Raw genomic sequence first — 14,513 nt, 5'->3', positions numbered from 1 at the left:
GGCCGTGACCACCCTCACCCGCCGGCCCGCGCCGGCCGGGGCACCGGGGAAGCGGAGCCTCCTGCACCGCGTCCTCGGGCCCCAGCCCCTCGGGCTGCTGTTCGGCAGCCCCTACCTCCTCTTCGTGCTCGCGGTCTTCGCGTTCCCGGTCGTCTACTCGGTCTGGATCGCGTTCCACGACTTCTTCTTCGCGGCTCCCGGCGTGCAGGTGGAGCGGCCGTTCGTCGGCCTCGACAACTTCGTCACGGCCTTCTCGAGCCCGCAGGTCATCCGCTCCTTCGGCAACATCGGGATCTTCCTGGTGATCAACGTGCCGCTGACGGTGGTGCTCTCGCTCCTGCTCGCCGCGGCGCTCGACAAGGTCGTGCACCTGCGGACGTTCCTCCGCGTCAGCTTCTACGTGCCGTACGTCACGGCGAGCGTCGCGGTCGTCGGTGTGTGGCTGTTCCTCTTCAACGGGAACGGGCTGGTCAACAGCCTCCTCGGGCCGCTCGCGCCGAACCCGTCGTGGCTGATCAACGAGCAGCTCGCGATGCCGATCATCGCGCTCTACGTCACCTGGAAGCAGCTCGGGTTCTACATCCTGCTGTACCTGGCGGCGCTGCAGAACGTGCCGAAGGAGCTCTACGAGTCGGCGTCGACCGACGGCGCGGGCCGCATCCGCCAGTTCTGGTCGGTGACCGTGCCGAGCGTGCGGCCGGCGACCCTCCTGGTGCTGCTGGTCTCGACCGTCACCGGCGCGAACCTCTTCACCGAGCCCTATCTCCTCACCGGCGGAGGCGGCCCCAACGGCGCGTCCGCCTCACCCGTGCTGCTGATGTACCAGCTCGGGATCCAGCAGGGGCAGCCCGACGTGGCCTCGGCCATCGGCGTGGTGCTGGTGCTGCTGGTGCTGGTCATCGCCTATCTGCAGAACCGCTTCGCGGGGGAGAGGAACTCATGAGCACCCTGTCCAGTGCCGGAGGCGCCGCCTCGGCCGTGCCCGCCGCCGCAGCCCCCGAGAAGTCGCCGCGGAGGCGCCCCGTCGGCTCCAGCCGCGGAGCCGTGATCCTGCGCGGAGTCGTGCTCGCGATCGGCGCGATCGTCTTCCTGTTCCCCTTCTACTACATGATCGTCGGCTCCCTGCAGACCGATCCCGACCCCACCCTCGCGGGAGCGATCCCGGAGCCGGGCAACCTCACGCTCGACAACTACGTCAACGTGAACGAGCGGATCAGCCTGCTCACCGGCCTGGTCAACTCCGGGATCTTCACCGGCGGCGTGCTGCTGTGCACGGTGTTCTTCGGCGTCCTCGCCGGCTACGCGCTCGCGATGCTGCAGTGGCGGGGGCGCAACGCCGTGTTCGCGCTGGCCCTGCTGGTGCAGGTCATCCCGTTCCAGCTGCTGCAGATCCCGCTCTACGTGCTGATCGCGCGCGACTACGGCCTCGCGGACAGCCACCTCGGGATGATCCTGCCGTTCGCCATCAACTCGACGGCGGTGATCATCTTCCGGCAGTACTTCCTGCAGCTCCCCAAGGAGCTGTTCGAGGCGGCCCGGATCGACGGCGCCGGCGAGCTGAAGCTGCTGTGGACCATCGCGCTCCCGCTGGTGCGGCCCGCGCTGGTGACCGCCGTGCTGCTGACCTTCATCGGACCCTGGAACGAGTTCCTCTGGCCGTTCCTCATCACCAAGGACGCGTCGCTGCAGCCGCTCGCCGTGTCCCTGGCCAACTACATCTCGAACGTGGCGTCGTCGACCGACAACCCGTTCGGGGCGATCCTCGCGGGAGCCGTCGTGCTCGCCGCGCCCGTCGTGGTGCTGTTCATCGTGTTCCAGCGCTACTTCGTCTCGACCGATCTCGGATCCGGAGTGAAAGGCTGACCATGTCTCCCACCCTCACCACTGTCCCCTACCGTCTCGAGCGCGTCGGCGTCGTGATGGAGCCCGCCCCGGGCGACGAGCTCGAAGCCGAGGGGGTGCTCAACCCCGGCAGCGGCCGCGGACCCGACGGCGAGCTGTACCTCCTGCCCCGGATGGTCGCCGCCGGCAACGTCTCCCGCGTGGGTCTCGCCCGCGTGATCGTCGAGGACGGCGTGCCCGTCGGCGTCGAGCGCGAGGGCGTCGTGCTCGCGCCCGACCGCGGCTTCGAGCGCGGCGCGCACAACGCCGGCGTCGAGGATCCGCGGATCACCTTCATCGAGGCGCTCGGCCTGCACGTGATGACCTACGTCGCCTACGGGCCGCTCGGGCCCCGGACGGCGCTCGCCGTGTCGGAGGACCTGCGCGACTGGCGGCGGCTCGGCCCGGTGACCTTCGCCTACGACGACGCGCTGGACATCGACCTGGGCCTGTTCCACAACAAGGACTGCGTGTTCTTCCCCGAGATCGTCGAGGCGCCCGACGGCACCCGCTCGTTCGCGGTGCTGCACCGGCCGATGTGGGACCTCGGCGAGACGCGGCCGGGCGAGGGCGTGCGCCTCCCGGCCGGGATCGAGGACCCGCGGCAGAGCATCTGGATCAGCTACGTGCCGGTGGACGAGGTCGACCGGGATCTGGCGAACCTCACGCGTTGGACCCGGCACCGGTTCCTCGCCGGCCCGGAGTTCCCGTTCGAGGAGCTGAAGGTCGGCGGTGGACCCGCGCCGCTGCGCGTACCCGAGGGGTGGCTGCTCATCCACCACGGGGTGACCGGAGTGATCGACAGCGCCTTCGCGCAGCAGCAGCACGTGAACTACTCGGCCGGAGCGATCCTCCTCGACGGCGACGACCCCTCGCGGGTGATCGCGCGCACCGCCGAGCCGCTGCTCGAGGCCGAGACGGAGGAGGAGCGCAGCGGGATCGTCCCGAACGTCGTCTTCCCGACGGCGATCGAGGAGATCGACGGACAGCACTACGTCTTCTACGGCATGGCCGACTCGAAGATCGGCGCGGCCCGCCTCGTCCGCACGGACGGCTGACTCCCCGGATCGAGTCCGCCCGCGCCTCGTGCTGATCGAGTAGCAGCGCATCGCGTATCGAGATCCGCCCCCCACATCCCCCACCCAAGGAGAGTTCGATGACGAACACGCTCACCAGATCGGCGGCCGTCCTGGCCGCCGCCGCCCTCACCGTCGGGGGCCTCGCCCTCGGCGCGACCCCCGCGCAGGCGGCCGAGCCGCTGACGAACACGGCGCACCTCGACTTCCTCCTCGACACCGCCACTCCGGTGCCCGAGCCCGGTCACACCACCTACCGGCTCGACGAGGAGCCGACCCTGGTGATGCCGTGGACCTACGCCGACGCCCGCGACGGCGGCACCTTCGAGCGCGTGGGCGGCGGCCGCCTCGATCCGGCGACCGGCGACTACGAGCAGGGCGCGTTCAACACCGACGACATCTCGCGTGCCGCGGTCGTCTACCTCCGCCACTGGCAGCAGACCGGCTCGACCGAGAGCCGCGAGAAGGCTTTCGAGACGCTCCGCGCCCTCGCCTACTTCCAGACCACCGAGGGCGACGACGCCGGGAACGTGGTGCTCTGGATGCAGACCGACGGGGAGCTCAATGCGAGCGCCGAGCCGGTCGAGCTGCCGGATCCGAGCGACTCCGAGGACAGCTACTGGCTCGCCCGCACGCTCTGGGCGCTCGGCGAGGGCTACGCGGCGTTCCGCGACACGGATCCGGAGTTCGCCGCCTTCCTGCAGGAGCGGCTGCGGCTCGGCGTCGCGGCGGTCGACCGCGAGGTGCTCACGCGCTACGGGGAGTACGCGCAGGCCGACGGCGTGAAGGTGCCGGCCTGGCTGATCGTCGACGGCGCCGACGCCACCTCGGAGGCGCTGCTCGGCCTGTCCGCCTACCTCGAGGCCGCTCCCGACGACTCCGCGGTCCGCACGAGCACGGCCGAGCTCGCAGAGGGCGTCGCCGCCTACGCCCGCACCACGACCACAGAGGCGGACACCACCGCGTGGCCGTACGGCGCGATCCTCCCGTGGACGAAGTCGCGCACGCTCTGGCACTCCTGGTCGTCGCAGATGGCCGGCGGACTCGCCGCCTCGTCCGCGGCGCTCGACGACTCCTCGCTCCTCGAGCCCGCGATCGTCGACGGAGCCCGCTTCGCTCCGGAGCTGCTCACCGCCGGCGGCCCGGACAACGGCTGGAACCCGACTCCGACCGACCGCGTGCAGATCGCGTACGGAGCTGACTCCCGCCTGCAGAACTCGCTCGCCCTGGCCGACGCCACCGGCTCCAGCGCCTTCACCGACCTCGCGGCCGTGCAGGGCGCCTGGTTCTTCGGCCTGAACCGCAGCGGGGCGCCGGTCTACGACCCGGCGACCGGAGTCGTCTTCGACGGCGTGCAGGCCGACGGCTCCGTCAACCGCAACAGCGGCGCCGAGAGCACCATCCACGGCCTGCTCGCGATGCTCGCGCTCGACGAGCGGCCCGACCTCGCCGACCGCGCCCGCTCCGTCGCCACCGAGCGCTCGCGCGACGGGCTGACGCTGGTCGAGGCCGAGAGTGCACGCGGCGGCACCGTCGTCACCCCGGAGTCGTCCTGGACCGGGGAGGCGGGCTGGAGCGGCTCGTACCTCTCGCTCACCGACCCGCGCCGCTCGGTGTCGATCCCGATCGGTTCGTCCTCGCAGGACCGCGTGGTGGAGGCCGTCATCGACCAGCCGCAGCGCGGCACGGAGCGCACGCCGCTGAGCGTCTGGACGTCGGGCACGCGCCCGCTCGACCTGCTCCGCTCGACCGTCGGGGCGCAGGGGGTCACGGAGGCGTCGGGCGCGCTGCTGCCGCAGAAGCTCCGCCGCACCGTGCCGGCAGGCTCCTCGAGCGTCGAGGTCCGCCCCCTGAGCGGTGAGACGCGCCTGGACGCACTGCTGGTGCGCCCGCTGGTGTCGCGCCTCGTCGTCGGAGGCGAGGGCGGCCGCACCGAGCTGATCCGCAACTCCACCGACGGTGTGCGCACCACGGCGATCGGCGTCTCGGGCGGCTCCGGCACGCTGCGCGTCTACTCGCAGGACGGCGCGCTCGTGAGCGAGACGTCGCCGTCCGGAGCCGTCTCCGTGCAGCTGCCCGCGCAGGGCTTCGCGGTGCTGCTGGGCTGAGGGCGTCCCTGCTGGTCGAGTAGCCGCTACTCGATCGGCAGAGGGCGGTGAATCCACGGAAGTCGCGGTACTCGCGTTCGAGTACCGCGACTTCTGCGTTCTCGCGGGGCGAGGGCGGCGGGGAGGCGCGCGGCTGGGCGGGGACCAACAAGTGGATGAGAGCGCTCTCTCGAAAACGCTTGACCTCTCCGCGGGGGCGTGCGTAAGCTCGCCGCACACCTCGTGAGAGCGCTCTCACATACGCGGAACAGCACGCGTGAGAGCGCTCTCAGGGGTGCCCCACCACCATCACGAAGGAGTGACCGTGCCCTATTCACGACGCACCAGGATCGCCGCGGCGATCGCCGGCGCCTCGGCCCTCGCCCTGATCGTCACCGGATGCTCGTCGGGATCCGACGCCTCCGAGGGCGGCGAGATCGAGCTGACCGTCACCACGTTCAACGCCATGGGCTTCGACGAGCTCTACGACGAGTACGAGGACGCCAACCCGGGGATCACCATCGTCCCGAACAACATCGACACCGGCGGCAACGCGCGGACCGACGCGTTCACCAAGCTCGCCGCCGGCTCCGGGCTCGCCGACGTCGTCGCCATCGAGGAGGGCTGGCTCGGCTCCGTCATGGAGGTCTCGGACCAGTTCGTCGACCTGCGCGACCACGGCATCGAGGACCGCAAGGCCGACTGGGTCGACTGGAAGTACGAGCAGGCGACCGACCCCGAGGGACGCGTCATCGGCTACGGCACCGACATCGGACCCGAGGGCCTCTGCTACAACACGGCCGCCTTCGAGGCCGCCGGCATGCCCACCGACCGCGCCGCCGTCGCCGAGATGCTCGGCGGACCGGACGCGACCTGGGACGACTACTTCGCCGCCGGCCAGAAGTACCACGACGCCACCGGCAAGGCCTGGTTCGACCACTCCGGATTCGTCTGGAACGCCATGGTCAACCAGCTGCCCGAGGGGTACTACACCTCCGACGGCGAGCTGAACATCGAGGGCAACCCGGAGCTCGAGGAGCGCTGGGGCCAGCTGACCGACGCCACCGCCTCCGGCCTCTCGGCCGCGCAGAAGGCGTGGGACTGGAACAAGGGCAAGTCGTTCACCGACCAGACCTTCGCCACCTTCGTCTGCCCGGGCTGGATGTTCGGCACGCTGAAGAGCAACGTCGAGGCCGGCGGCGGGAACGCCGAGGCCACCGGCTGGGACTTCGCCGACGTCTTCCCCGGCGGCCCCGCCAACTGGGGCGGCTCGTTCCTCTCGGTCCCGACCCAGTCGAAGCACCCCGCTGAGGCCGCCGCGCTCGCGTCGTGGCTCAGCGAGCCGGAGCAGCAGCTGAAGGCGTTCGAGGCGGCAGGACCGTTCCCGAGCACCCTCGACGCGCAGGAGGAGCTCGCCTCGGCGGCCGCTCCCGACCCCGGCATGAACGACTCCCCGACCGGCGCGATCCTCGCGCAGCGCGCCGAGGGCGTCGTCGCCCAGTACAAGGGCCCGGACGACTCGCTGATCCAGGAGAACGTCTTCGGACCGGTCCTGCAGAAGGTCGACCGCGGCGAGATCGACGGCAAGGAGGGCTGGAACGAGGCGCTCCAGCTCCTCGGTGAGCTCGTCGACTGATCCGGTCGGGCCGACGCCCGGGGGCTGACGCCTCCGGGACGACGCCCACCCGATCCGGGAGGTCCGGCCGCCACCGGACCTCCCGGTCCCCGTGCGGCCGGGCCGCCCGCATCCCGGGCCGCCTCGCCGCACGGGAGAAACGCTGCCGCCCGCCGGCCGAGGCCTCTCCGGCCCCGCCGCCCGCGACTCCTCCCGGCCGGCCCCGCCGCACGAGAGACTCCGGCCCCGCCGCATCCCCTCCGACTCCGACTCGACCTCGAAGAGAGCGCCATGACGAGCACACTCACCCCGCCGACCACGGCGACGCCCCCCGCGGGGAAGCGGCGCCCGGCGCCCCGACTCCCGCTGACCTTCCGCCAGCGCGCGAGCCGCTTCGACGTGAAGGCCTCGCCCTACCTCTACATCTCGCCGTTCTTCCTGCTCTTCGCGCTCACCGGAGCGTTCCCGCTGGTCTACACGCTCGTCGTGTCGCTCTACGACTGGCAGCTGCTGCAGGGCCAGGGCGACTTCGTCGGGTTCGCCAACTTCGCGGCCGTGCTCGGCGACCGCTTCTTCTGGAACTCGATCGTCAACACGCTGAGCATCTTCCTGCTCTCCACGATCCCGCAGCTCGCCGTCGCGCTGCTGCTCGCGGCCGCCCTCGACCAGGCGCTGCGGGCCAGCACCTTCTGGCGGATGAGCGTCCTGCTGCCGTACATCGTCTCGCCGGTCGCGGTCGCGCTGATCTTCTCGAGCGTCTTCAGCGACCAGGAGGGCCTGATCAACAATCTGATCGGCCTCGTGGGCATCAGCCCGATCGAGTGGACCAACGACCGCCTCGCCAGCCACGTCGCGATCGCGATGATGGTCAACTGGCGCTGGACCGGCTACAACGCCCTCATCCTCCTCGCCGCCATGCAGGCCGTGCCGCGCGAGCTGCACGAGTCGGCCGCGATCGACGGGGCGAACGCGTTCCGCCGCTTCCGCTCGATCACGATCCCCAGCATCCGGCCGACCCTGATCTTCGTGATCATCACCGCCACCATCGGCGGCTTGCAGATCTTCGCGGAGCCGCGCCTGTTCGACGTGTCGAACGCGGGCGGCATCGGCGGCTCGGACCGGCAGTTCCAGACCACCGTCCTCTACCTCTGGGAGATGGCGTTCTTCCGCCAGAACTTCGGCGAGGCGGCCGCGATCGCGTGGCTGCTGTTCCTCCTGATCGTGCTGATCGGCCTGCTGAACTTCGCGATCTCGCGGCGGATCGCCTCCGTCGAGAACCGGATCTCGCAGCGCTCGAAGCGCCGCTCCGCCCGCCCCGCGACCGCCGACGAGATCGCCGCCGCGGACCCCCTGCTCACCACCACCGGCCTCGGCCAGAACGAGAGCGAGCGATGACCGCCCCCGCCACCTCCGCCGCCTTCCCGGTGCGCCGCGTCCGCGCCTCCCGCGCCGGCCGCGTCGACCGGCCCGGCTTCCTCACCTACGGGCTGCTGAGCGCCTTCATCCTCGGCTCGACCTACCCGCTGTGGTGGTCGTTCGTCGTGGCGAGCGGCTCGAACGCGACCCGCAGCGAGACCCTGCCGCTCGTCCCCGGCGGCAACTTCCTCGCCAACGCCTCGCAGGTGCTGACCGCGATCCCGTTCTGGACGGCGCTGCTGAACAGCATCATCGTCTCGGGGATCATCACGCTCTCGGTCGTGTCGTTCTCGACGCTCGCCGGCTACGCCTTCGCGAAGCTGCGGTTCCGCGGGCGCGACGGCCTGATGATCGGAGTGGTCGCGACCATGGCGATCCCGACGCAGCTGGGCATCATCCCGTTGTTCATCCTGATGCGGCAGCTCGGCTGGACCGGCTCGCTCGGCGCCGTGATCGTGCCGACGCTGGTCACCGCGTTCGGCGTGTTCTTCATGCGGCAGTACCTGGTCGACGTGATCCCGGACGAGCTGATCGAGGCGGCGCGCGTGGACGGAGCGAACCAGTTCCGGACGTTCCTCACCGTCGCCGTCCCTGCCGCGCGACCGGCGATGGCGATCCTCGGGCTCTTCACGTTCATGATGGCCTGGACCGACTTCCTCTGGCCGCTGATCGTCCTCAGCCCCACGAATCCCACCCTGCAGACGGCGCTCGCGCAGCTGCAGTCGGGCTACTACGTCGACTACTCGATCGTGCTGGCCGGCGCCGTGCTCTCGGTGATCCCGCTGCTGGTGCTGTTCCTGCTCGCCGGACGCCAGCTCATCGCGGGCATCATGAGCGGAGCGGTGAAGGGCTGACGCCCGGAGACTCCCGCGGGACCGGGTCGGGGGACATCGGACCGCGGGACGGGGGCCTCGGGCCCGGGGCCGTGGCGCTCCGGGTCCGGGGGTCGGGGGCTGTGGGGAAAGATAGGGCCGTGGACTGAGCGGCCGGCGGGTTCGCGACCCGGACGGTCGTCGTGCTCGGCGCATCCCGACCGCTGCCGCGCAGGATCCCGACGATCACGCCCCGTTCGGGCCTCCTGGCCCGACCTCCCGCCGCCTAGGCTGGCGCGGAGGAGGCGACATGGAGCCGAAGGACCGGCGCGACGAGCATCCCTCGAGCGGGCCGGCGCAGCCGCGTCCGGAGGACGGGCCGACGCCGTCGGAGCAGGCGCTGCGCGCCATCCGCGACGTCGCGAACGGGGCGGATCCGACGAGCGAGGCGTTCCGGCTGTCGAACGACTTCACCGACCGGCAGGCCGAGCGGCTCCGGAGACTCCTCGCGCGCTTCCGTCGCGGGCGCTGACCGTCACGGGGGCGGCTTGCTGCCGGCGGCGGGCGATCGATCGCTGCGCGCCGGTCGTGTCGGCCATCGCCGAGGCGGCGCCCCCGACCGCGCTACGCCACCCCGAACGGTCGCGATCCGCGCCCTCTCACGCCGCGGACTCGCTCCATCGGCCCGGTCCGGCGGCCCGCATCACCCCCGAATGGCCGCGATCCGCGCCCCTTCGCGCCGCGGACGCCCCGCACGAGCCCGCTCCTCCGGCGCTCGGCTAGCCTCGGAGGCACCCGCGAGGAAGGCCTGCATGACCCACGACACCGCCTCGGCCGCCCCGACCCTCGAAGCCGTCGCCGCGCTGGCCGGAGTCTCCCGCGCGACGGTCAGCCGGGTCGTCAACGACTCCCCGCGCGTGAAGGACGGCGCCCGGACGGCCGTGCTCGCCGCGATCGAGCAGCTCGGCTACGTGCCCAACCGCGCCGCGCGCTCCCTCGCCAGCCGCCGCACGCAGACCGTCGCGCTCGTGGTGCCGGAGTCGGCGGCGAAGGTGTTCGCGGATCCGTTCCTCGCCTCGGTGGTGCAGGGGGCCGCGATGGCCTTCGCCGGCACCGAGTACACGCTCACCATCGTGATCGCGTCGGAGGCGGCGCCCGAGAAGACGCGGCGCTACCTGCTCGGCGGCAACGTCGACGGCGCGCTCGTCGTCTCGCACCACAGCGGCGACCACTCCTACGCGCAGCTCGGCGCCTCGCTCCCCGTGGTCTTCGGCGGGCGGCCGCTGACGGAGGAGGGCGGCAGCTACTTCGTCGACGTCGACAACACCGGAGCGGCGCGCACGGTCACCGAGCACCTCCTGGGCCTCGGCCGCACGGCCCCCGCGATGATCGCGAGCCGCCAGGACATGCCCGCCGCGATCGACCGCCTGTCCGGCTGGCGCTCGGCCGTCACCGCCGCGGGCCTCGACGACTCGCTCGTCGAGTACGGCGACTACTCGCCCGAGGACGGCGCGACCGCGATGCGCCGCCTGCTCGACTCCGGCCGGCCGATCGACGCGGTCTTCGCCTCCAACGACCAGATGGCGGCGGGCGCCCTGACGGCGCTGCGCGAGCGCGGCCTCACGGTGCCGGGCGACATCGCGCTCGCGGGATTCGACGGCGACTACTTCGCCGAGGCGAGCGAGCCGCGCCTCACCACGGTGCGCCAGCCCTCCACGGGCCTCGGCGAGGCGATGGCGGACGTGCTGGTGCGCCTCCTGGCCGGCGAGGAGGTGCAGCGCGTGACGCTGCTGCCGACCGAGCTGCTGGTGCGCGGCTCCACGGTCGCGGGCGCGTGACCCTGCGCCGTCCTGCGCGGATCCGCTCGCTGAGTCGCCCGGATCGGCCCCCCCGCTGCGGTGTGTCGCGAGCCGATCCGGGCGACTCAGCGCTGGGCGGCCTCGTCGGGGATGTCGAGCAGGTGGAAGGGACCCCGGGGGAGCGGACCTGTGCTCCACAGCGCGACGACGGCCCAGCCGAGGTCGGCGTGCGCGACGGCGCCCTCGGGCAGGGTCCGGGTGAACAGGGCGTAGTCGATCCCGTCGAGGGGGAGGGCGCTCACGTCCCACGCGGGCCGGTCGGCGGCCAGCTCCTGGGCCCGCGCCTCCGCCGCCACCATCGCCGCTCGCGTCCGGTCCCCGGGCAGGCCGGCGGGGATGGCCGAGAGGAGGAGCGAGCCGATCGCCAGCGCGGCCGTCGCGACCGGGTCGGTGACCACTCCGTGCACCGAGCCGCGCGGCCCGAGGCGGACACCGGTCAGCCGCAGCGTGCGGACCGAGTACGAGCCGCCGTCCCGCTCGGCGCGGACCGAGAGGTCGTCGACGGGCCCGTCGTCCGTCCGCCCGCTCCCGTCGACGGACCACGGATCGGAGACGGGGACCAGCGCGCGCACGCCCTCATCCGACTCCCTGCGGTGCCGCCGGTCAAGAGGCGCAGGGCGAGGACCGGCGCTGAGGTGCTCGGATCGGCCGACAGTTCCGACGTGTCGTGAGCACATCCGGGCACCTCAGTGCGGAGGTGCGGAGATGCTGAGGCCCGCAGGCGCTGCTCAGAACTCCTCGTAGTTGTAGGGCTCCGGGTCCTCGTCGATCACGGGGCGCGCGATCGTGGCGCGGTTGCTCTTGATGCGGGAGCGGATGTCCTCGACGGCGGCCTCGACGGCGCCGGTGGTCGACTCCTCGTCCTTGATGGAGACCTCGACGGGGACGGCGACGAGCTCGCTGCTCGCGTCGAGCGTCATCTTCGCCTCGATGAGCTCGCCGTCCTCGGTGAACGCCGGGACCGTGACCGCTTCGGAGTGCTCCTGGCGGTCGATCGCGGTCACCAGGTCGAGGAGGGCCTCGGTCACGGCGTCGGTCGTCACGAAGCTCTTGGAGGCGTAGGTCAGCTGCTGCATGCCTCCACTCTCCCGAACGGGAGCGCCCCTCGCGCGGGGTTGCGCCTCGTCGGCTAAGCCCGTAGCAAAGGGGGAGCACGACCGGCGCGGGCGCGAGGAGTCAACCCTCTAGGCCGCGATCCGCGCGTCCGCTTCCCTGAAGGCGGGGCCTCGGGAGGAGGCGCGGGGGTCTCGGGATCCCGGGGCCCCGGCACTCGATCGGGAGGGGACCGGATGCGTCGTCGGGGACTCCGCGGCGACAGGGCGTTCCAGGGCGCCTTCCTGATCGGAGTCGGCCTCATGGCGGCCGTCGACGAGATCGTCTTCCACCAGATCCTCGCCTGGCACCACTTCTACGACCGCTCCACCCCGGTGATCGGCCTGCTCTCGGACGGGCTGCTGCACGCGGCCGAGCTCCTCGCGCTCGTCGGCGGCGGCTTCCTGCTCGCCGACGCCCGGCGCCGATCCGCTCTGCGTCCGCGCACGGCGTGGGCCGCGGGGCTCACCGGGGCCGGGCTGTTCCAGCTGTGGGACGGAGTCGTCGACCACAAGCTGCTCCGCGTTCACCAGGTGCGCTACGACGTCGACCTGCTCCTCTACGACTCCGCCTGGATCGCCTCGGGAGCGGTGCTGCTCGCGGCGGGGCTCCTCCTCCTGCCTCGGCGACGGCGCGCGACGGCGTGACCCCGCACGCCGACCACTCCCTGCTCGACCCGGGCCTGCTGCTCCTGGTCCCGCTGGCCGCGGCGGCGGCACTCGGAGGGGGCGCCGCGGCACTCGAGCGGCGGAGCGGACGGCCGTGGCCGCTCCACCGCACCGCCCTGCTCCTCGGCGGGCTCGCGACCGCGGCGCTCTGCTTCGCGGGTCCGCTCGCGGAGTGGTCGCACGCGGATCCGCGCGGGGCGATGCTGACGCACCTGGTCCTCGGGATGCTCGCGCCGCTCCTCCTGGTGCTCTCGGCCCCCGTCACCCTGGCCCTGCGCGCGCTCGACGTCACGGCTGCCCGGCGGCTCTCGCGGCTGCTCCGGAGCCGCCCGGCCCGTCTCCTCGCCCACCCCGTGACGGCGCTCCTGCTCTCGACGGGCTCCCTCTGGCTCGTGCACGCGACCGGACTGCTCGCCGCCGCGCACGCCGACCCGCTGCTGCACCTCGCACTCGGCCTGCACTTCCTCCTCAGCGGCTGCCTGCTGACGGCGGCGCTCGCCGGAGTCGATCCGAACCCGCACCGCGCCCCGTTCGGCCTGCGCCTGGGCGTGCTCGGAGCGGGCATCGCCGCGCACGCGCTGCTCGCGACCGTGCTCTACGCGGAGGCGCCGGACGAGACCGGACGCCAGGCGGCGCTCCTGCTGTTCTACGGAGGCGACCTGCTCGAGACGGCGCTCGCCGTGGTCGTCTGCGCCCGGCGCTACGCGGCGACGGCGCCCCGGCAACCCCCTCCGCCGAGCGCGCCCTGCTCCCTACGCTCGGACGCATGCTCCTCATCTTCGGGACTCGAGCCGTCGAGGACCTCCTCCGGACGCTCGTCTTCGTCTGCCGCGTCTGCGGGCAGCGCGACGAGCAGCGGATCCTTCGCCGCCGGACGCGCCTCTCGCTCTTCTTCGTCCCCGTCCTGACCGTCTCGACCCGCTACCTGCTCGAGTGCTCGCACTGCGGCACCGTGTCCCCGATCAGCAAGGAGGAGGCGCAGGGCTCCGTCCGCTGGGCCGGCAACTCCGACCAGTGACCGCCCCGAGCGGGAGGCTCCCGCGGTGCGCTCAGCGCACCGGAGCCGGCACCGCCGCGGGACGCGCGGCGACCGCGGCCGCGCGCCGCGTCGCCCAGTTGTTGAGCAGCAGCGCCGTCACGACGATGGCCGCGCCGAGCAGGGCGACGGGCCCCGGCCGGTAGCCGCCCGCCATGCTGATCGCGAAGGTCGTGACCGGGACGAGGTTCTGGAAGAGCGTGCCGTTGAGGGCGCCGAGCAGCTTGATGCCGGCGTTCCACAGCAGCACGGCGACGACGCCGGCCAGGAGGATCAGGTAGGCCAGCTGCGGCCAGGCCGCGAGCACCTCGGCTCCGGTCGGCGGGTGCGCGGAGCCGGTGGCCGTCGCCACGGCGACCGCGACGGCGATCGAGGGGCAGCCGAGCGCGGTGGTGAGCGTCGAGTACCGCAGCGCCGACCAGCCGGGGAACGCCGCGGCTCCGCGCGTGTAGACGACCCAGCAGATCGCGCCGAGCAGGGCGAGCAGCTCGCCGAACCCCAGCTCGCCGTCGAGGAGGAGGGCGACGTCGCCGCGGGTGACGACGAGCGCGACTCCGGCGAGCGCGAGCAGGATGCAGCCGACGGTGGCGGCCGGCGGCAGGCGACGCGCGCCGATGCTCGCGAGCACTGCGCCGATCGCGGGCATCATCCCCATCATCAGGCTGACGTTCGGGGCCGAGGTGAACCGCAGAGCCGTGAAGGCGAGCAGGCCGAAGCCGGCGAATCCGGAGGCGCCGAGCAGCGCCAGCCGCCACCCGCGGCCGTCGAGCCGGAAGGCGCGGAGCCCCTCCGCCCGGGCGAGCAGAAGGGCGAGGACGACCGCGGCGGCCGTGTAGCGGATGAGGGTCATGAAGAAGGAGTCGACCGTCGCCGCGATGCTGTCCGCGACCGGGAGCATGCCGCCCCAGAGGATCGGCGGGATCAGGCAGAAGAGCAGACCTCGCGACCGCATGGCGCCCCTGACCCGTCGG

14 protein-coding genes are annotated in these 14,513 nt (G+C 72.5%); 11 read left to right on the top strand and 3 right to left on the bottom strand.

Features of this window, described 5'->3' with window-relative positions; genetic code table 11:
- The first annotated feature begins 4 nt into the window (after nt 1–4).
- From GSU40_RS16430 to GSU40_RS16390, 9 genes are all read left to right on the top strand, one after another.
- A complete protein-coding gene (locus GSU40_RS16430) occupies nt 5–943 on the top strand; it encodes a sugar ABC transporter permease (RefSeq protein WP_104223956.1) in 939 nt (312 codons plus the stop codon).
- Nucleotides 940–1,863 carry a carbohydrate ABC transporter permease gene (locus GSU40_RS16425; RefSeq protein WP_159940401.1) on the top strand — a complete coding sequence of 308 codons (924 nt, stop codon included), beginning with the start codon at nt 940–942 and terminating at the stop codon, nt 1,861–1,863. The genes GSU40_RS16430 and GSU40_RS16425 overlap by 4 nt, the downstream gene beginning before the upstream one ends.
- A gap of 2 nt (nt 1,864–1,865) precedes the next feature.
- Nucleotides 1,866–2,939: a glycosidase gene (locus tag GSU40_RS16420; protein WP_160035945.1), complete on the top strand. Its 1,074-nt coding sequence runs from the start codon at nt 1,866–1,868 to the stop codon at nt 2,937–2,939.
- 98 nt (nt 2,940–3,037) lie between these two features.
- Nucleotides 3,038–5,065 carry a hypothetical protein gene (locus GSU40_RS16415; protein ID WP_160035943.1) on the top strand — a complete coding sequence of 676 codons (2,028 nt, stop codon included), beginning with the start codon at nt 3,038–3,040 and terminating at the stop codon, nt 5,063–5,065.
- Nucleotides 5,066–5,369: 304 nt separating this feature from the next.
- Nucleotides 5,370–6,680: an extracellular solute-binding protein gene (locus tag GSU40_RS16410; RefSeq protein ID WP_160035941.1), complete on the top strand. Its 1,311-nt coding sequence runs from the start codon at nt 5,370–5,372 to the stop codon at nt 6,678–6,680.
- Nucleotides 6,681–6,950: 270 nt separating this feature from the next.
- Nucleotides 6,951–8,054, top strand: coding sequence for a sugar ABC transporter permease (locus tag GSU40_RS16405; protein WP_160035939.1), 1,104 nt, complete (start codon nt 6,951–6,953; stop codon nt 8,052–8,054).
- The gene (locus GSU40_RS16400; protein WP_104274034.1) at nt 8,051–8,929 is read left to right on the top strand and encodes a carbohydrate ABC transporter permease; all 879 of its coding nucleotides are present in this window, start codon (nt 8,051–8,053) and stop codon (nt 8,927–8,929) included. The genes GSU40_RS16405 and GSU40_RS16400 overlap by 4 nt, the downstream gene beginning before the upstream one ends.
- A 268-nt stretch (nt 8,930–9,197) precedes the next feature.
- A complete protein-coding gene (locus GSU40_RS16395) occupies nt 9,198–9,419 on the top strand; it encodes a hypothetical protein (protein WP_160035937.1) in 222 nt (73 codons plus the stop codon).
- A gap of 280 nt (nt 9,420–9,699) precedes the next feature.
- Nucleotides 9,700–10,725 carry a LacI family DNA-binding transcriptional regulator gene (locus GSU40_RS16390; RefSeq protein WP_104223963.1) on the top strand — a complete coding sequence of 342 codons (1,026 nt, stop codon included), beginning with the start codon at nt 9,700–9,702 and terminating at the stop codon, nt 10,723–10,725.
- An 86-nt stretch (nt 10,726–10,811) separates the two neighbouring features.
- On the opposite strand, the gene GSU40_RS16385 is transcribed toward GSU40_RS16390, so the two are convergent.
- The gene (locus GSU40_RS16385; RefSeq protein ID WP_160035935.1) at nt 10,812–11,318 is read right to left on the bottom strand and encodes a hypothetical protein; all 507 of its coding nucleotides are present in this window, start codon (nt 11,316–11,318) and stop codon (nt 10,812–10,814) included.
- Nucleotides 11,319–11,474: 156 nt separating this feature from the next.
- Nucleotides 11,475–11,822, bottom strand: coding sequence for a hypothetical protein (locus GSU40_RS16380; protein ID WP_104223965.1), 348 nt, complete (start codon nt 11,820–11,822; stop codon nt 11,475–11,477).
- Between the two features lie 213 nt (nt 11,823–12,035).
- On the opposite strand from GSU40_RS16380, the gene GSU40_RS16375 reads away from it, so the two are divergent.
- Nucleotides 12,036–12,485 carry a DUF2243 domain-containing protein gene (locus tag GSU40_RS16375; RefSeq protein WP_160035933.1) on the top strand — a complete coding sequence of 150 codons (450 nt, stop codon included), beginning with the start codon at nt 12,036–12,038 and terminating at the stop codon, nt 12,483–12,485.
- Entirely contained in the window at nt 12,482–13,414 is a 933-nt protein-coding gene (locus tag GSU40_RS16370) for a cytochrome c oxidase assembly protein (protein ID WP_160035931.1), read from the top strand. Before GSU40_RS16375 ends, GSU40_RS16370 begins: the two co-directional genes overlap by 4 nt.
- Nucleotides 13,415–13,555: 141 nt before the next feature.
- On the opposite strand, the gene GSU40_RS16360 is transcribed toward GSU40_RS16370, so the two are convergent.
- Nucleotides 13,556–14,494 carry a DMT family transporter gene (locus GSU40_RS16360; protein ID WP_104257493.1) on the bottom strand — a complete coding sequence of 313 codons (939 nt, stop codon included), beginning with the start codon at nt 14,492–14,494 and terminating at the stop codon, nt 13,556–13,558.
- Nucleotides 14,495–14,513 lie beyond the last annotated feature (19 nt).

The organism is Rathayibacter sp. VKM Ac-2805 (assembly GCF_009834265.1).
Taxonomy (GTDB): Bacteria; Actinomycetota; Actinomycetes; order Actinomycetales; family Microbacteriaceae; genus Rathayibacter.
This window is presented reverse-complemented; position numbering and strand designations above follow the sequence as displayed.